Below are 16,319 nucleotides of genomic sequence, written 5' to 3' on the forward strand. Positions count from 1 at the left end.
TTGATTAAATCTCATCCCAACTACCAAAGTCTACGTTCCTACGGCACTATCGCCGCCTGATTCTGTCCGATGTATTGTCATGTAATAGGCACGCTTAATATAATCTAAATTGCACGTTACTTTGAACTGGGGATGCTGATATAGGTCTAGTAGATAATTCCAGAGGTTTGAATAGTCAAGAATTCGTCGCAAATTGCACTTAAAGTGACCGTAATACACCGAGTCGAAACGATAGAGCGTTGCAATCAGACAAATATCGGCTTCAGTTAAGCGATCGCCACATAAATAGCGTTGCTTGCCCAGAACGATTTCCCATCGATCTAAACTCTCGAACAGTTGGGTCACGGCTTCTTCGTAGGCGGCTTGCGATGTTGCAAAACCAGCGCGATAGACACCAGCATTGATTGGTAGATAGATTGCATCAATGGTTTCATCAATCTGCTGTTGTAGGTCGTGTGGATATAAATCTACTTGCTGAGTTGCCAATGAAGCAAACTCCACGTCAAACATCCGCACGATCTCGCGAGATTCGTTGTTGACGATGGTTTGAGATTGCTTATCCCACAAGACGGGAACAGTGACTCGTCCCGTGTATTTGGGATCGGCTTTGAGATAAATTTCTTGCAGATATTGAGCGTGATTCACCCAGTCAGGAATGGCTCCTGGTGCTTGACTAAACATCCAGCCTTTATCGCTCATAATCGGATCGACGATAGAAACTGAAATGGCATCGTTCAACCCTTTGAGTTCGCGCATAATCAAGGTACGGTGCGCCCACGGACACGCCAAAGAAACGTAGAGGTGATAGCGTAGAGCTTCTGCCTTAAACCCGCTCTTGCCATCGGCACTCACGCGATCGCGAAACGTTGTTGGGATCTCATGGAAATCAACGCTTTGATTTTGCTCGTTCTCATCGGTTATCCATTTACCTGCAACCATCATTCCTGATGCCATAACCTTCTCCTAAATGTATTGGTGTAATTGTGCCGTTGCTACTATAGTTAATTCGATCAAAGTGTTATTAGAGTAGGCTTAAATTGTCGTTTTTTTTGAGTGATACTGTTAATTGCACTCGCAGCAGTCTAAAGTATTAGAGCAATCGCAAATAATAAAGGGTGCAGTCTCAGTTTGCACCCCAGTTTAAACATAAAGTTTTAAATTAGAATTGAATTGTTATCTATAACTTCACGACTTGTCCGCTAGATTCCAGAAAATCTACTCTGGATTAAGAAGTTTAGCCAAGGACAGCACCATGTTGCTACTCGGTTCTTGCCATTGTGGAGCGGTACATTTCAGCGTCAACAGCCTTCACCCATATCCTTATATGCGTTGCTACTGCTCCATCTGCCGGAAGACAGCGGGAGCTAGTGGATATGCCATTAATCTTGCAGGCGACAACACGACTCTGAAAGTTGAGGGTGAGGAAAATATTGCAGTCTACCGTGCTAAAGTTCAGAATCCCGAAGATCCAGAGCCAATTCAGAGTGAAGGAGAGCGTCGCTTCTGTCGTCATTGCGGCTCGTGCTTGTGGGTATACGATCCCAGTTACCCAGATGTCGATTAACAGGTTGTTTGTCGCTTTAACAAATTAATGTTATCCGATCGTCAACTGCTGAAAACAAGTCGGCTCTGGGAGTTGTAGTTTTTTGAGCATACTTCACAAGGCGCGGTTGAGCAATCGCTTCAACAACTGAAACCGCTTGTGCTGCAAGGTTTTCTCTTTCGATAACATCAATCTGTTAAGACGGTAAATAATTTGTTAACCAACATCAAATAGCCACCTCCTCCATCTGTGCTAGAATCCCTCCAGTAATTGATGAGCAGGTGATGATGGGTGAAGGCTGGCTGCTTCCAGGCGGGATTAGAAGTTGGGTAAGTTACCGCAGTATCCTCAGCATCGGCAGTGCTGGAAGCATCCTCAGTATCGGCAGTGCTGGGAGCATTTTGAGTATTGGCAGTGCTGGAAGTATCCTCAGTATTGGCAGTGCTGGAAGTGTTTTGAGTGTCTTGAGTGTCGGAAGCGTATTGTCTGTTTTGAGCGCCAGCAGCATTCTGAGCGTACTGCAATTCAACATGGGGTGGATGCGCTGAGTGAAAATTGTTGTCAATACCTTTAGCAACGGATAGATTCCGTTCTAAGTCTGAAAGCTTCTACTCCTCCACTCCCAGCACCAGCAGCTTAATTTTCTCAATGGGCGATCGCATCCCGTCCAGTCGAATATGTGGAGCGCCTCATGCATCTAAGAATGGATACGTCTCCACAGGTAACGCTTTCACCTGGGCATGGATGTTTGAAACAGTTGGGATGTTTGATGAGGGGTTGCTTTCTCTGGGCGATCGCGAGTGGGGGAAAAGGTAACGGGTAAAGGATACAAGGTGATTTATTCAAAAGAAGCCTATGTACTACATCCAGCTAGGAATACACTTGAGGCGCTGTTGAGGAAAGTTAGGTTGCAAGCTCGGTATAAGTCACTACTCAAGTCTTGGACGTGGAAAGATTTATTTTGTCAGGTGTTGCCGATGGTTTGGAGATTTTATTGCAACATCATAATCTTTCTAATCAAAATAACAGATTTCGGTTTTTCCTAATAGTTTGTGTCATTGAATATGTTGTTATTCGAGGGATACTGAGATTTCTTTACTCCTCAAATTTAAGAACTAAAGGCTTGATTTTTATGATCTGCAATCATATATTTGCTTAAAGTTTAATTATCTCAACTTTTTAAAGATAATATAAAATAAATAATGTAATTAATTACACTCGTACATAGGCAATGTATTTAATTACACTCAGATATATAAATTATAAAGTTTTGTATTAGAACAGCGAAAATACAAAAGCATATTTTGTTGAGACATTAGATAGCAACTTTGCTATTGAATTCTTAATGTTGATAACACTCCTGGTGAATACGTCTATGTATGAATGCAAGCAAAAAGCTATCTATGAGTTACGAGATTGGAGTGTATTTTCGTGTAAATTACAAGGCTAAAAATAAAGTAGATATATATGAATCAGAACTATAAATCAAATTCTTTAAGTAATAAAGAAACATCGCCGTTCAAACAGTTTTTTGAATTTCAAAAATTTCAAAAAACTCGACGAGCAGTATTATCTGGAGAACCAATATACGAACTAAGTTTGGAGGAGCGACAAAAACAAGACTACCTGGATGCTTTATATTTCAACCTTCAAGAAAGCTTTTTTGCTGCTTTACCTACTGTGGTAATTATAAAAGTTTTAAATTGGATATTCGAGAATTCTAAATCTCCTGTTTTAGGAGAAACGCAAAAGTTTTTTGAAGTGTTTCAAGGAATACGTGGAGGTCTTACTGCTTTTGTTGCCCCCATAATATTTACATTCCTTGCCTCATTTTTGGCTAAAGCATCACTTAAAAAAGTAGACTATACAACTGAGAAAATTAATAGAACAACAAAGGCATATCTTTATTTCGATGGTGCTTGTGGGTTATATTTTCAAAGTTCTCTCTCATTGAGTTCTTCATTAATTCTCTGGTTAGCAAATCATTCTATTGTAGGGAACTCAATAGGAATATGGTCAATGAATTTTGCAATGATTCTTCTCCTGATTGGTTTACTCGGTCAATTAAAAATAACATGGTGGTCAATACCTAGACGGCTCTTCAGAGTCAATGGCTATACGTCTAGTAACGCACCTTGGTTTAAGTACTCACGCACTCTTTTGTTTAGTGTGCCGATACTATCATTTATTTGCTATGTGATTTTAGCAGCTCTTTCATTTACTCTTACTCTTCTTTTGCTAGCAATCCAACAATAGTAAAAACACAGGTACAGCAACTGCAATCTGCTAGTATCTTCCAAAACTAGCAGAACCAAACTCTTGATGTGAAGTTAAAAAATTGCTTGCAGCTGCTCAGTAAAAGAATTTAACCATTCAAGTATTGCCGATGGGGGGGGAGGTTTTATTGGAGACTGGTGAGCGATCGCAATTTACTCGCTCTTGAGGCTAAGTTTTGGTTTCTTCTAGTAGTCTATGCCATCAAATATGTTGTTGCTTGGGAGATGGTGAAGTGGTTTTACTCCTGTAGCCCAGGACTAGGAGCTGGGTTTTTTGGGTTTGCGATCGCATTGATGTACAGAATCAATAAGTCTAAGAATTCTAAGCTTTCAGAAATAATATGACTAACATAATTTAAGATGGCATTTTATCTAGATAATTGTAAAGTTTTTTAGTGAACTTAAGAAAATGCAGGAGTGCACTGCGTAGAAACTCACTAGATGGCAATTTTACTATTGAATTTAATAGCCGTCCCAAGCACGCAAGTGATGCTTTCGGGGTAAGAGTAACTATGGCAAAAGATTATGTGCTATTTCTGCATGGTGTTAATGTGAGGGAATCAGAAGAAAATGAAAAGACGAAAAACTATACCTATGCTAACAGTCTGTTTAAGTTGATTACTGAGATAGTCCAGCAGAAATCTCCCACTCGTAACTGCATCAAAGTGCCACTTTACTGGGGTAATGTTAACCGAGCAGCATTGAATGAATTGCTAGTAAGCCTGCAAGGTTCGTCTAAGTGGAACCAACTCTGGTTTCAGGATTTTCGCAAGAGTCAACTATTGCAATTTGTAGGAGACGCAGGACTTTACATCAGTCGCCTAATTGGATCGATGGCAGCCGACCAACTGAAGGAACAAGCATTTAAAGGCTTAGAGGAATATGAACCAGAGGATCGCCTACATTTGGTAACTCACAGTTGGGGGACAGTAATACTGTTCGACATCTTGTTTGCTAGTCGCTGGGATAACCAGGGAATTCCAGGCTATTCGAGTGTGAAGGCTATCCGAGATCGACTTTATGGTATTGGCGAAAATCCCACACAAGGTATTCGGTTAGCTAGCATTCAGACTATGGGTTCTCCAATTGCTTTGTTCAGCCTAATTACTATTAGTGGTAGAAATGCTAACGATGAAAGTACTTTTGACATTAGCCCTGGTTTAGAAAACTTGTTGAAGAATCTCGTTCAAGGAGACAAAAAGTTGCCTTGGCTCAATTTCATTCATCCTGGCGATCCGATTGCTTGGTCATTGGAAAAAGTTATTAACAAGTTGATTACTGGTTCCGAGCGCTACGTTCAGGTAGAAGATATTCTCACTCGTGGTTCCGGCTTCTGGGAATTGATTGCTCAAACACCTCCTATCCGACAGACATTCTTAGCATTAGCAAATGGTGGCAGCGCTCACGGGAGTTACTGGCACAATAGAGAGCTAGCACAACGAATAGCAACTAACATTCTAACGGTCTAATCAACCAAAAGACTGTGCTAACACTAGTAATTTAGTTCTACAGTTGTAGATAATTGTAGGGGTAAATTTCTCAGCTTTAAATAGTAATAAAGATAGGTAATAAGAGCTGTACTGCTAGCTTTAAATGGTGAAACTAAAATGCCTTTTGTAAGAATTGAGACTAATCATGACTTCAGCTCAGAAGTTGTTCAAAATGTAATAACTCAAATTACTGAACAAGTTCACACTATTAAAGGCGATCCTCAAGCCATGATACTGGTAGTTGTCAACACCAAAGTTAATGTGGCTTTTGGTGGTGATTATGAAAAGCCTGCGGCTGTCGTTCAACTAATGAGTCTGAGAATGCCCGTAGAGATTACAACCAAGCTGACAGAAAGCATTAGCGATATCCTACTAGCCAAATTTAATGTTCCAGCTAACAGAATGTATATATTTTTTCAAGAATTTACCAAAATGCATTTGGTTGGCTGGAATCGGACAACTTTTGAGCAGATCTTAGGTGCTGATGATTTAGCTGATGTAGAAGCAGCCCGGATGGCAAGTGAAACCGCAAAAAAAAAGATTGTGGAGTGTAGCAATAGACATGACTAATTTTATCCAAAGAATTCTGAATGGTGAAGTATCACTAGAAGAATATACTAAAACGGAAAGGGAACGTTTAGTTTACAAAATTCTGACTAATTTACCCTTGTCCTCCATTTTAAAAATTAAACAAGAGCTAAAAGGCAATGTAATTTCCAAATCTCGACGAGCATTTGGTCAGATAGTACATCGTGACTCATTAGTTCCTATTCCCAATTTAGGCTTGGAACTATGGGATAGAGATCCATTTGGTTTAAAAGATTATTTGGGTAGTGGTGAAACCGATGCAACAGGAAAGTTTGAAATCTTGTATGATCCGAAATCTGGGGGATTTGGCGATGCACCAGATTTAGAATTAAAGATTTTCGACCCGCCACAAACTATCTTAATTGATGGCAAACAAAGCCAAGTTAGGAACTTAATTGAGGTCAAAGACGGCTCTGAGAATACTACAGATGACTATGATTTTGGGGTTGTGCAAATTTTATATTATGAGTACGATCCGCAATATCCGTTATTTTCTTACTGCTTACCAGATTCTATTCGCCATGATTTTGTACCTCAAGCTTTAGCTGTGACAATGCAATCTGTAGCCAAGTATGGTCAGATCATGAATAACCTCATCCAAAGAAATCGCCGTAATCCTGATGAGCCGTCCTACGATGAAATTCAAAAATCATTTCCAGAAACTTTAACGCTAATTTTAGAAAAAAACCATAAGGGCTATACCAGGAGTGATGAATTTTTTGGTGAAAGGATGCTGAATGGCTTCAATCCATTAATTTTTAAAAAGGATAAAAATAATCCTTCACTGTATACCACTGCTTTTAATGGTGACAAATTTACCCTAACTGGCAGAATAGATATGCCGAATTACAAAGTCAAATTTGAGTTAAAAGAGGGAAAACTGCTACCTATTGAAATTACGCTACAATTTCGCGAAGATGATTGCGTACAACCAAATCCCCTCTTAAAAGCACCACAGACTTATACCCCTGCTGATGGGAACAAATGGTTACAGGCTAAACGAGTTATTCGCGCTACACATCTAGGTGTTTTAGGTGAGGTGAAGGGGCATTTAAGCCAGTGTCATTTTAATATGGAACAGTATGCGATTGCTTTCTTGAGAAACATTAGAAAGAATCCGCTACGCGAGTTCTTATACCCTCACCTCAAAGAAGTAGTCCACATTAATAGATTTGGTCGTCAAATCCTTATGAACCCCACAGAAGGATTTTTTGCCAAGCTAGAACCCATGATTATTAACCCAGATATGTTGCGATGGGTAAGAACAAATATCGGCACATATGATTGGACAGATTGGCAACCTAGAAAACCTCTTTGTGAAGCTCATACGTTTGCCAAACTTGGCAATTTATATTGGGATATTCTCACTGCTTATATAGAGTCATTTTTTACGGCTAATCAAGTAGAAATTGCGAATAACTGGACAGAAATACTGAATTTTTCTAACGATTTAGTACAAAACAGCGTTCCCTATGTTCCTCTAAGTATGGAACAAGTAGATGATGGCGATGAATGGTACGATCTAAACGAAATTGAACATTCGTCAAATCCACGCCGAGAAGTTAATGGTGAATTAAAAGCTATTAGACCAATTACTACATCGTCACAACCAACTGAGCAAGATATAGCAAATCTGAAACAAGTCTGTAAATATGCCATTTATCAATGTACCTTCTGGCACAGTTGGATTCATAACGAACATAATCCTGAGTTTGGTGAATTAAAGTACGGCGATTTGTTGACCAATGGCTCAATGGGCGATGAAGATGATGAGAGTGTATTGCCGGGTCGTGAGGTAGCCAGTATCATTTTGGCTGTGACCAATATGCTGACTAATTTTGACTACGGCTATATGCTCAAAAATGAGGATGGAGATATACCACTCAACTTAATTCAACTTATTGAAAGTAAAAGGGCAGAGTTTGAAAAATTGGGGTTCGATCTCACTACTCTACGTTCTAGATTGAATAGTTAATATTTGGAGAGAGCGGTCGAAACAGTTAGGCTTTGACTGCTCCCTTTTTTTAGAAAAATTCATCAAAATAATTACCAAGAACGCGAGTTAGTTTCTGACTTTAAACAATTATTTTTGAGCTATCACCATGACAACAATAGAGACTTTAGATTCTACAAATGAACTAGATTTTGGCAAATGGATATCACTTAAAAACGTTCAAATAGTTCCATTAGAGATTGAGTATTTTTGGTCAGCATTTGATAATTATCTAGAATTTCTCAAGGGTTTCAGCGGGCGTGACAATGTTGAATTAGAAACAGATGCCGGAAAACCCGCAGATGGTCCTGGTGCTATTGTTAGATTTGATTTTCAAGGTTCGCTACAGGTAGGGAAGTGCCTCAGCCCCGACGAGCGCCCGCATCTAGTTCGCTTACTCGCCGCTCACATCCGGCAGTTTCCGCACGACCAAAATGCTTATAGCTGGATACCAGATTCCAGCCGTCAGCTAAAAGAGAAAGCGATCGCCCCTGCTACTAGAGAGCGTCTGTCTATCGAGGAATTTGACGATCGCTAGGTATTCTTGCTAATCGAGTGGGAAATTACTGTCACTCGTCTCGGTTAGTCATGAATGGCGATTGCATTGCTGTTCGTCTGAGAACAATCCCCAATGAAGGGGCGATCGCTAAAGCTCTAGAAAGTTTGTCTCGAACGTATCGGGACTACAAAGCTCGATCGAGCTTATACTACACTTATAATACAAGAAGTTTCAGCTTGAGAGGCACTTTAGCAAAAATGATTCTCCCTTGTCACTTGCTGTCACCAGGAGTTTACCTATGTCTACTAAATCGACTATTGCATACGGAGATAGCTTTCATTTTTATCACGAAATGCTGGACGAAAACTACGTATACCTGGAGTTGGAAGGAGCCATGTACGAGGCAAGCTACAACTGCGTCATGGTTCCAATTCCAATCCATATTTGGGAAGTAATTCGTAAACGAGGCGCACCCGACCTTTCACTTGTAGACAAGAGCGATGAAGAGTTACTAATTCAAATAGAGCAGGACGTAAACGAGCGGATTAGAGCATACGAGCAAGATCCAACTAGCTTCGCCGCTTTCTTTGGTTGCATACCTTACGGAAAAGCAAGCAATCCCCGCTCGGAACAAGTTCAAAGAGGCATGGAGTATTACAAGGCTCGCCGTCAGAGACAACAAGAGATAAAAGCTGCTGTTGATGAACTAGAAGAAAACAATCGTCGTTTGAATCATAGTTGAGTGGCAAGAGCGAAATCTGTAAGCAAAGCGAAAGGAGAAGGTAATGGCTTTGACATTTCGGCTTGTAGCTGTTTGTTGCTAGTAATTTTCAGATTTATATTGTGACTTTAACTTTTTTGAGGCAGCGAAGTGCTTCTAAACAAATTGCTAATGGAGCAGAAGAAGCCGAACCCCATGCGTCCTTTTCAAACCCAGCTAAAAAATTATCTTTCCCATAGCAGAACATCTCGAAATGAGAATATTTAGAGTTTTCTAAATCCCAAATTACTAATTCATTCGTCAGCTCTAATGTCTGTTGAATACGATCGCAAAGGTAGATTGAACCGTTCGGATACAAGCCGATCTAATTGAGTTAAAGAGTTAAGCTGAATAATTTCATAGCCAAAGCGGTCAAATGTACCTGTCATAGCAATTCCTGTAATAGCTATTTAATTAACCCCTATTACTCTTTCTCCTCAAAATTTCTCTCAATTTCAGAGAGCGCCTCTTCTAAAGAAACCATTTTCTCACTTTTGAGTCGCTCTATTCCTTCTGAAAATTTTGTTTTAGGGAAGTGAGAATAATCTAAAACTGGACGATTTAAGGCTTTGCAGTAACATTCTAGGTCTTTCTTTAGTTCTTCAAGATTTTCTCCATGCGGTTGTGCTGGCTCAGTAGTAATGGTTCCTACATTGCCGTTTTCATCATAATAAGCTTCATGAATACTAAAGGAAATTTTGCCTGAAGGATTTTCTCGTTTAACGATGCGATAATTCCAGAACATAGTGAGATTCTCCAAACTAGTATAAGTCAAAAATGACTATTTGTAAATATTAATGCGTGCAAATTGGATTTGCGAGATTTATACAACGATCGCAAATTTTTAATTCCTAAATAAACTTAAAGCTGTTAAATGGTCTTCACTCGAAGAGTTCTGTTTCAATAGCTACTACTGCTGAAAACTGTTGCCGTAAATTTTGATATAAAGTTTCAGCACATAATTGACGCGCATATAAACGTTCCATGTTGCCCATCTCTGTTACCGGAAAGATAGCCAAAGTCAAACTCTACCTTAGCAGATTCTTCTGCGCCTACGTAGTCTAGTTCTCGGTTACAACCGTCGCAAAATTCGGCGTAAACTGGGAGGTATTGATAGTTAATTATCCTTTGCATAATCAAATTTCTTGTAAATATTTTCAACAATTACGGGAGCAATTAATATTTGCAAGTAATTCTTTCTGATTGAAGAAATTAGCTTTATTGGAGTGATTTTCTGAACTTTGCTACTGGAACAAAAGTAGGCGATCGCATCTCTCAAATGCCTATTTTACGATTCAATTGCGCTCTGCTCAATTTGATGCATTTTTTCCTTAAACGCATTTCGGTAAGCGATGAGGAGACGCTCTGGTAAACAGATGCTAACTAATTTGGCTCGCAAAATATCCCGATACCAATCAATCCCTAATTCCAAACCAATACCCGCTTTATGGGCTGGTTCGTAGCCATTGCTATTTTCACTCCATGTTTTAGCCCAATACTCTACTACTTCTTGAGCTTTATCCAATTCATTGCACTCGAAATGTCCAGGCTGGTCTGCGCTGAAGCGAGCTTCCCCACTGCTATAGTCAAGCATATGTTCAAAGGGGTCGTACCACAAACCTAGTAGATGCCCTGCAAATGCTTTGGCTTCCCACCCTAATTCACTCATTAACTCCAAGTAACTTGGAGTGAAATGAATTTGGTCATTCTCATCTAATTCTGCAATCTGCACCCATTTTTCGTTACGACTAACTGGCATGGCTTTATTCTGGGATGATAGGGAACCCGCCGCTGCATTAACCGATCGCTGTTTATCCGCGCTGCTAGTTTAACTGTTGCAGAGCGTTTTCACCCTTGACTTTAGGGTGAAAACGCTCAAGAGCGCTAGTGAATCTCTAAACATCCAACCTCTACCGCACCGTTTAATAACTTCATCACGCTACCAGAATTTAATTCGTTCCACGTATTTCCCAAGTCAACCAGGGGATACACACAATCGTCGTCTTGGCTCCACACGTAAAGCGTATCTGCGTGCTACCTTTCGCCTAAATCTCTCAGTACAAAGCCCAAATTGCTGTAAAGCCGCCCGCTTGCTTCACTCTCACCAATTAGTGGCAGCATCATAAAATTTAGCCAGAGGTGTTGATTCTGGTACAGGTCTTCTAAAATTGGCTCTGGATTGAAATTGTTCCAACGTCCGCCACTCAGCATCAACGCCTCCATCAATTGCTGTGGCGTGCATTGACCGACCTGAAGCGATAGATCGAGTCTCTTCTTGGGTTCATCTTGACGAGGCGATCGCCCCCAAACTGCTCTTCGCTCTTTTAACGTCTGGCGGCGCTGGTCGCGGGGTTGGGCTTCAAAGATCCATGCACCTTGCGAGTAAGTTGTAGGAGCGCCAACGGTAGGTAATGGTGCTGGAATTTCCTTAAATCCTGTTAATAGTCTTTGATATCCGTCTACTTCATCGAATGCCGTCCAGTCCGAGCGCCACACGCACTCTAAAACAAAGCCTGCCGTCACGCAAGGATGGCGATCGCCATCCATTAAGATAATTGCAAGCGCGATCGCTATCGTCAAAACGCGATAGCCATTGTGAGGCTGCTTCCCACTTGCTAAGCGGAGCGCCATCTTCAAGTTGCATTCTTTCTGAGGAGCTGAACATGGTGGGTTAGCAGTCAACTCGTTTAGTAAATTTGTACCATACAAGTGAGAAAGTTAAAAGGCGCAGATGCGTATTGCCGCTTTTAGCTTGCAACACCATCTACTGAGATTACTAATAAGGCGATCGCCTTTCGGTAGAAATCGACTTATTTAAAAACTCGCTACCTTCAAGTCGCTCAATCTTACCCAAATGGTTACGCGCTGTTAAAGCCGATCCGTTGTTCGCGACAAGTCCGTTGGTAAGTGGCATCTAGATCGACAGGCAGGCAAAGCTCCCCAGGCAACCATAGCGGCAAGATTGGTAATTGGGTTCCCAAGCTCAGCGTTTCTTGCCACATATCTAAATTGAACTGCTTAGTTCGCTCGACAATGCGATAGGCAACTGCATAAAGGTCTGCATCGAATTGATTCAGATTTGCCACACCAAGCTGCTGCATCAAAGCAGCGTGCAAATTAGCATTGCGACTGGTGACAACATCCACGACTACTAACCCAATGCCTAGATTTAAGTATGTTTGGCATTTAGCAACAAAGGCATCTCGATGATTGGCACAATCCTTATTGGCAGGACTGACTAACTCGATGGCTCCAGCTAAGGTAGGTCCCGCTTCACTGCTGAAAATGCTAATTTCGACTGTCTCGCGAGTGGGTTGAAAAGGAATGGTTTGGGTGGGGGGCGCTGGTTGCCAATCTGTAGCAGTCAAGGGCAGCGCAATTACCGTACCGCTTCCATCGTCAGCGAGAGTGCTTTCGTCAAAGGCTGCAACATCAATTTCAATCCCAAACTGCACGTTGGGTTCGGCAAAGTAGCCTTGAGGCAAGTGCTGGTTGAGATCCGAGGCGATGTATGTTGCCCATGCGTTATGAAAGGCGTGCCAGTGGCGGCGCACACTTAGAGGCGGATGAAAGTGATCTAGTAAGACCATCGCCGTCGATCGCAGTAGGCTAGACCTGCATACTCTACTTATCTATCTTCCATTATTTTCCATCGGCGTGCTTGATCCCAATATGGAAGGCATGGAGCGGGATGTTGCTATATACAAAAGACTTGCTATAGGTAAAAAGTTACGGAATCAGCTATTCAGATTGCTTGTCACTCCGTCAGATGTTTCCCTCTCGATTGCTGCAATAGCAAGCTACTCAAGCTATCGAATCGGTAGCGGATGCAGCTCTACCGTAGGGTGGGAAACAATTGTATTTCTATCTCGGCTTTTGTAGCAGATTGCGTGTCGGTAGAAATAGAAACTTCTGGGGAAGGGTGATATCGCCCGCGATCGCTGACAATGAAGGAGTAAAGTTAAATGAAGAGAATGTAGAAATGGGTAAGGGTAGCCTGTAAATACTAGATTGAGCTGACAATAAAATACTTTTAATCACAAGTGAATGAAAGCACTATTTTTAGCAGCAGCCTTACTCTTTCTCTCCCCTGAAGCATTTACTTTAGCCAATGCCCAAGAACTGACATCCAAGAAAGTTTGCCAGCAAGGGTTGCCCCAGTGCGTTACCCTCGTCATTCGAGAGATGGAACGACGATACAAACCGCTGGCTCGACAATGCGACCACGATGCAGTATTCGCACTCAACTACCTGCGGACTACAGAAGTCTTTCAACAAACGCTCGATGAAATTGGCTATAGCGATCCCTCTGCTGTAGTTAGGGAAGATGCATTGTTTGCCGAGTATTATTTTCGGGCTTATGATGCCTATCGCAGGGGTAAGAAAGAAGATGTCCCTCTAGCTTGGCAAATAACATTCGATGCGGCACAAAACCGCTCGGTTTCAGGGTCAGGCAACATAGCTTTAGGCATTAACGCACACATCCAGCGGGATTTGCCATTTGTACTCTACGAGCTTTATTTGCAGGGTCGTCCAGTGAGTTACGAAGACCACACCCGCGTCAATGATTTTCTACAGCAAGTAAATCCCCTCAAAGAACTGGCGGAGAAATTCGATCCCACAATAGATGACCAAGACGTACCTGGCGATGAAGACGACGCTGCTCGGTTTGAGACAATAGTACAGTGGCGTGAGGCGGCATTCCGTAATTACGAGCGCCTGCGAGATGCGAGTACGGATGCACACCGGATGCAGGTAGCAAAGGAAATTGAAGAGTTTGCCGCACAGACTGCACAATTTCTGCAACAATCATTCAGTTACCCACCAGGTACGGATAGCTCCGAACGAGATGCTTACTGTCAAGCGCAGCCCAGACGCAGATAGCTACCAAGTTTTTCTATTTACTGGTTTTGGAGCCAAGCAGCTAGAGCGTCAGGATTGTTGAAGTCCAGCAATGCTTCTCCAGCTAATAAAAAAACTCAATTATAGCGATTCTCGTTATGATGCGATACATTCGTAGGGGCGCACAGCTGTGCGCCCCTACAGATCTTGTATTTCATCGAATTGAAAAAGGCTATAGTTTCTTTTCTCAATTATACCAGTATCTGTAAAATGAATATTTTAAAAAAATATTTATTTGGCAATATAAAATATTACTTTTATTAGATTACGGACGGCGGCAGGAAATTGGACTAACACCAGGTGGGAAACCGCTGCTAGGAGGAAATAAGGGAAAGCAATCTATACGTGATGTAGGTAAAATCTCAAACTCTCTGATTCTTTGCTGATATTTCCTTTGATTGAGATTTAGCTGCTGTTCTTGCAACTTATGCTTATTCTGCTGTTGCCTAACTGGAAGATTGAGTTGTCGATCGGAGTCCGGCAAACTCAACAAAGAAGCAGGCAATTTAGTAGGAACGCCATGAAATTGAGCAATCAAAATTAGGTGTAGCATAACGATACTTTCATGCTAGAAACACTTTTATATGCAATCTTGCTACTGAAGCTTCTCTTCTAGCCAACGCTCCTGCTGTTGCCGCCAAAATTGTTGTTTGTGCAAAAGCTCTCGCTCGGTACGTAAACTGGGGGGTGATGAATCGCGTATTCTGTTGCAGATATTTGATTTCAGTTTCTAATCGCTCTCGTCCTTTTTCAAGAAAACGCTGGGAGCTTCTAGGGTAGTCAAGAGCATTTACAGCTTCCCGTAAAGTTGGATGGGCATTGGCAGAAGAAATACCAATTTCTAATAGACCCAGACTGACCAAAGCTGAAGCTATAAATCTCCTTATTGCTGGAAAAAAAGGTGTAGTTTTCATCTGCCCTCCTCCCAGAATTAATACTGGGTGGTATTTGGCTAAGCTTCCACTTTTATTCTAGATAGTGCTTGTTAGTTCTGCTTTCTCTTGCGGTAGGTCTTGGCAGTTACAGCACTTTGAAACTATTCCCCATAAACGGTCACGGTAATCTTTCGCGCTTCGCGGTTTGATGTCGCATTCAAGGTGAAAAATTTGTTGCCAGGTTCCTAGCTGTAACTTGCCCTCATGCACTGGCACAGTTAGAGATGGACCGAGCCATGTTGCCTGCAAATGAGAATGTCCGTTGCCGTCATGCCAAAGAAAGTTCGTGTCCGTATTCTCGACTAGGTGGAATTAGCTTATTTAAGAGTTCGGGTAGGTCGCGTTGCAGTCCTGGCTCGAATTCAATCGTGCCGATCGCTGCCGTACTGCCAATGTTGAAAACGTGAACCATTCCCGTTCTAATCCCAGAATTTTTCACAATTCGACTAACTTCATCGGTTAGGTCGTGCATATCTCCATGACTTTTGGTGGAAATTTCGATTTGTGACTGATGAACCATAATTAATAACAATCCTCCACTTTATAGTCATGTTACATGGAAGTATTTTGGTTGCAGTACGCGATCGCTTTATTTGACTCAGGTAGAACAGGAATGATAGTAGAGCAGTTAGTCAAGTGCGATCGCAGTATCTCCAAATTAAAGTTTCTATAAAGTCTCAGTACAGATTGGACGAGAGCCTGTTCCACGTCTATAAACAGCTCAATTTTTATCACTTAAAAGTAATCAGGGATTGGTGGCTTATGGCTCTCACCAAGGAGCATTTGCGTGTAGTTATGACTGGGACGCAAGAGGATCGCGTTGAGGAATTGCGGAAAATTTTAGGATACCCAGTTAAAGAACTCGATCGCGAAGGTTCTCGGTTTTGGTATTTGCGTCCTGGTGAGAGTAAAGAGGATGCAGCTGATACTTGTCCGATCGCGGTTGGTTTTTATGCAGAATTAAATGACGGGAGCGATCGCGACATCAGGCAGTTTTTGACCGCACCAGAGCAGCAAAACGAAATCTACGGGCATTATGTTGGGCGGGTGACAACAGAGCAACCCGTAATGTATCTGCTCTTACCCCAAGCAAATCTGCAAGGGCGCGTGGTATTAATCTTACCAACTGAGGGAGGGTTACGACAGCGGCAGATTCAGACTTTTGAGTGGAGCGATCGCGAGTTACCAGGACGATTGAGCCGATTGCAACAGGGAACGGTACGCATAGCCGATCGCCTTATACCATTTTATTTTAACAATACATCGGACAGAATCAGGCGGCGATAGTGCCGTAGGAACGTAGACTTTGGTAGTTGGGATGAGATTTAATCAA

Annotated in this window: 20 protein-coding genes and 1 pseudogene; 10 read left to right on the plus strand and 11 right to left on the minus strand. The window is 41.8% G+C overall.

Features of this window, described 5'->3' with window-relative positions; all coding sequences use genetic code 11:
* Window positions 1-30: 30 nt before the first annotated feature.
* A complete protein-coding gene (locus tag C7Y66_RS25580) occupies window positions 31-954 on the minus strand; it encodes a glutathione S-transferase family protein (protein WP_106547745.1) in 924 nt (307 codons plus the stop codon).
* Between the two features lie 298 nt (window positions 955-1,252).
* Between C7Y66_RS25580 and C7Y66_RS25585 the strand changes: the two genes are divergently transcribed.
* Complete coding sequence (locus tag C7Y66_RS25585) at window positions 1,253-1,564, plus strand: GFA family protein (RefSeq protein WP_106547746.1); 312 nt, start codon at window positions 1,253-1,255, stop codon at window positions 1,562-1,564.
* Between the two features lie 167 nt (window positions 1,565-1,731).
* Here the strand turns inward: C7Y66_RS25585 and C7Y66_RS31380 are convergent, their stop codons facing one another.
* Entirely contained in the window at window positions 1,732-2,067 is a 336-nt protein-coding gene (locus tag C7Y66_RS31380; RefSeq protein WP_158266001.1) for a hypothetical protein, read from the minus strand.
* A 34-nt stretch (window positions 2,068-2,101) separates the two neighbouring features.
* On the opposite strand from C7Y66_RS31380, the gene C7Y66_RS30665 reads away from it, so the two are divergent.
* The 7 genes from C7Y66_RS30665 (at window position 2,102) to C7Y66_RS25625 (ending at window position 9,131) form a co-directional block, all read left to right on the plus strand.
* Window positions 2,102-2,359: a hypothetical protein gene (locus C7Y66_RS30665; RefSeq protein WP_146149878.1), complete on the plus strand. Its 258-nt coding sequence runs from the start codon at window positions 2,102-2,104 to the stop codon at window positions 2,357-2,359.
* Between the two features lie 651 nt (window positions 2,360-3,010).
* Window positions 3,011-3,799, plus strand: coding sequence for a hypothetical protein (locus tag C7Y66_RS25595; protein ID WP_106547748.1), 789 nt, complete (start codon window positions 3,011-3,013; stop codon window positions 3,797-3,799).
* A 532-nt stretch (window positions 3,800-4,331) separates the two neighbouring features.
* Entirely contained in the window at window positions 4,332-5,288 is a 957-nt protein-coding gene (locus C7Y66_RS25605; RefSeq protein WP_106547750.1) for a hypothetical protein, read from the plus strand.
* A 138-nt stretch (window positions 5,289-5,426) separates the two neighbouring features.
* Window positions 5,427-5,879 (plus strand): phenylpyruvate tautomerase MIF-related protein, encoded by a 453-nt coding sequence (locus C7Y66_RS25610; RefSeq protein ID WP_106547751.1) that lies wholly within the window; start codon window positions 5,427-5,429, stop codon window positions 5,877-5,879.
* On the plus strand, window positions 5,830-7,872 hold the full coding sequence (locus C7Y66_RS25615) for a lipoxygenase family protein (RefSeq protein ID WP_199197635.1): 2,043 nt from the start codon (window positions 5,830-5,832) through the stop codon (window positions 7,870-7,872). The genes C7Y66_RS25610 and C7Y66_RS25615 overlap by 50 nt, the downstream gene beginning before the upstream one ends.
* A 127-nt stretch (window positions 7,873-7,999) precedes the next feature.
* Window positions 8,000-8,428: a hypothetical protein gene (locus C7Y66_RS25620; protein ID WP_106547753.1), complete on the plus strand. Its 429-nt coding sequence runs from the start codon at window positions 8,000-8,002 to the stop codon at window positions 8,426-8,428.
* 259 nt (window positions 8,429-8,687) lie between these two features.
* A complete protein-coding gene (locus C7Y66_RS25625) occupies window positions 8,688-9,131 on the plus strand; it encodes a hypothetical protein (RefSeq protein ID WP_106547754.1) in 444 nt (147 codons plus the stop codon).
* Between the two features lie 272 nt (window positions 9,132-9,403).
* On the opposite strand, the gene C7Y66_RS33115 is transcribed toward C7Y66_RS25625, so the two are convergent.
* The 6 genes from C7Y66_RS33115 to C7Y66_RS25650 form a co-directional block, all read right to left on the minus strand.
* Window positions 9,404-9,538, minus strand: a complete 135-nt coding sequence (locus C7Y66_RS33115; RefSeq protein WP_255410060.1) for a hypothetical protein — start codon at window positions 9,536-9,538, stop codon at window positions 9,404-9,406.
* 35 nt (window positions 9,539-9,573) lie between these two features.
* Window positions 9,574-9,894 (minus strand): hypothetical protein, encoded by a 321-nt coding sequence (locus C7Y66_RS25635; RefSeq protein ID WP_106547755.1) that lies wholly within the window; start codon window positions 9,892-9,894, stop codon window positions 9,574-9,576.
* A gap of 206 nt (window positions 9,895-10,100) precedes the next feature.
* Window positions 10,101-10,283, minus strand: a complete 183-nt coding sequence (locus C7Y66_RS30670; protein WP_146149879.1) for a hypothetical protein — start codon at window positions 10,281-10,283, stop codon at window positions 10,101-10,103.
* A 154-nt stretch (window positions 10,284-10,437) separates the two neighbouring features.
* Window positions 10,438-10,908, minus strand: coding sequence for a hypothetical protein (locus C7Y66_RS25640; RefSeq protein WP_106547756.1), 471 nt, complete (start codon window positions 10,906-10,908; stop codon window positions 10,438-10,440).
* A 275-nt stretch (window positions 10,909-11,183) separates the two neighbouring features.
* Window positions 11,184-11,780 carry a hypothetical protein gene (locus C7Y66_RS25645; protein WP_106547757.1) on the minus strand — a complete coding sequence of 199 codons (597 nt, stop codon included), beginning with the start codon at window positions 11,778-11,780 and terminating at the stop codon, window positions 11,184-11,186.
* A 227-nt stretch (window positions 11,781-12,007) separates the two neighbouring features.
* Window positions 12,008-12,739, minus strand: a complete 732-nt coding sequence (locus tag C7Y66_RS25650; protein ID WP_106547758.1) for a DUF4058 family protein — start codon at window positions 12,737-12,739, stop codon at window positions 12,008-12,010.
* 457 nt (window positions 12,740-13,196) lie between these two features.
* Between C7Y66_RS25650 and C7Y66_RS25655 the strand changes: the two genes are divergently transcribed.
* A complete protein-coding gene (locus C7Y66_RS25655; RefSeq protein WP_106547759.1) occupies window positions 13,197-14,033 on the plus strand; it encodes a DUF5995 family protein in 837 nt (278 codons plus the stop codon).
* A 283-nt stretch (window positions 14,034-14,316) separates the two neighbouring features.
* Here the strand turns inward: C7Y66_RS25655 and C7Y66_RS25660 are convergent, their stop codons facing one another.
* From C7Y66_RS25660 to C7Y66_RS33555, 3 genes and pseudogenes are all read right to left on the minus strand, one after another.
* The gene (locus C7Y66_RS25660) at window positions 14,317-14,604 is read right to left on the minus strand and encodes a hypothetical protein (protein ID WP_106547760.1); all 288 of its coding nucleotides are present in this window, start codon (window positions 14,602-14,604) and stop codon (window positions 14,317-14,319) included.
* Window positions 14,605-14,614: 10 nt separating this feature from the next.
* Window positions 14,615-14,965: a hypothetical protein gene (locus tag C7Y66_RS25665; protein WP_106547761.1), complete on the minus strand. Its 351-nt coding sequence runs from the start codon at window positions 14,963-14,965 to the stop codon at window positions 14,615-14,617.
* Window positions 14,966-15,087: 122 nt separating this feature from the next.
* Window positions 15,088-15,506 (minus strand): annotated as a pseudogene (locus C7Y66_RS33555) (secondary thiamine-phosphate synthase enzyme YjbQ).
* Window positions 15,507-15,748: 242 nt separating this feature from the next.
* Between C7Y66_RS33555 and C7Y66_RS25675 the strand changes: the two are divergent.
* Window positions 15,749-16,273: a hypothetical protein gene (locus C7Y66_RS25675; RefSeq protein ID WP_199197638.1), complete on the plus strand. Its 525-nt coding sequence runs from the start codon at window positions 15,749-15,751 to the stop codon at window positions 16,271-16,273.
* Window positions 16,274-16,319 lie beyond the last annotated feature (46 nt).

This window comes from Chroococcidiopsis sp. CCALA 051, assembly GCF_003015105.1.
GTDB lineage: Bacteria > Cyanobacteriota > Cyanobacteriia > Cyanobacteriales > Chroococcidiopsidaceae > Chroococcidiopsis > Chroococcidiopsis thermalis.

Bases quoted from the DNA above. Each gene is read 5' to 3' on its own strand.
- C7Y66_RS25580 (WP_106547745.1), bottom strand. From the start codon at position 954: ATGGCATCAGGAATGATGGTTGCAGGTAAATGGATAACCGATGAGAAC.
- C7Y66_RS25585 (WP_106547746.1), top strand. From the start codon at position 1,253: ATGTTGCTACTCGGTTCTTGCCATTGTGGAGCGGTACATTTCAGCGTC.
- C7Y66_RS25595 (WP_106547748.1), top strand. From the start codon at position 3,011: ATGAATCAGAACTATAAATCAAATTCTTTAAGTAATAAAGAAACATCG.
- C7Y66_RS25605 (WP_106547750.1), top strand. From the start codon at position 4,332: ATGGCAAAAGATTATGTGCTATTTCTGCATGGTGTTAATGTGAGGGAA.
- C7Y66_RS25610 (WP_106547751.1), top strand. From the start codon at position 5,427: ATGCCTTTTGTAAGAATTGAGACTAATCATGACTTCAGCTCAGAAGTT.
- C7Y66_RS25620 (WP_106547753.1), top strand. From the start codon at position 8,000: ATGACAACAATAGAGACTTTAGATTCTACAAATGAACTAGATTTTGGC.
- C7Y66_RS25625 (WP_106547754.1), top strand. From the start codon at position 8,688: ATGTCTACTAAATCGACTATTGCATACGGAGATAGCTTTCATTTTTAT.
- C7Y66_RS33115 (WP_255410060.1), bottom strand. From the start codon at position 9,538: ATGACAGGTACATTTGACCGCTTTGGCTATGAAATTATTCAGCTTAAC.
- C7Y66_RS25635 (WP_106547755.1), bottom strand. From the start codon at position 9,894: ATGTTCTGGAATTATCGCATCGTTAAACGAGAAAATCCTTCAGGCAAA.
- C7Y66_RS30670 (WP_146149879.1), bottom strand. From the start codon at position 10,283: ATGCAAAGGATAATTAACTATCAATACCTCCCAGTTTACGCCGAATTT.
- C7Y66_RS25640 (WP_106547756.1), bottom strand. From the start codon at position 10,908: ATGCCAGTTAGTCGTAACGAAAAATGGGTGCAGATTGCAGAATTAGAT.
- C7Y66_RS25645 (WP_106547757.1), bottom strand. From the start codon at position 11,780: ATGGCGCTCCGCTTAGCAAGTGGGAAGCAGCCTCACAATGGCTATCGC.
- C7Y66_RS25650 (WP_106547758.1), bottom strand. From the start codon at position 12,739: ATGGTCTTACTAGATCACTTTCATCCGCCTCTAAGTGTGCGCCGCCAC.
- C7Y66_RS25655 (WP_106547759.1), top strand. From the start codon at position 13,197: ATGAAAGCACTATTTTTAGCAGCAGCCTTACTCTTTCTCTCCCCTGAA.
- C7Y66_RS25660 (WP_106547760.1), bottom strand. From the start codon at position 14,604: ATGCTACACCTAATTTTGATTGCTCAATTTCATGGCGTTCCTACTAAA.
- C7Y66_RS25665 (WP_106547761.1), bottom strand. From the start codon at position 14,965: ATGAAAACTACACCTTTTTTTCCAGCAATAAGGAGATTTATAGCTTCA.
- C7Y66_RS25675 (WP_199197638.1), top strand. From the start codon at position 15,749: ATGGCTCTCACCAAGGAGCATTTGCGTGTAGTTATGACTGGGACGCAA.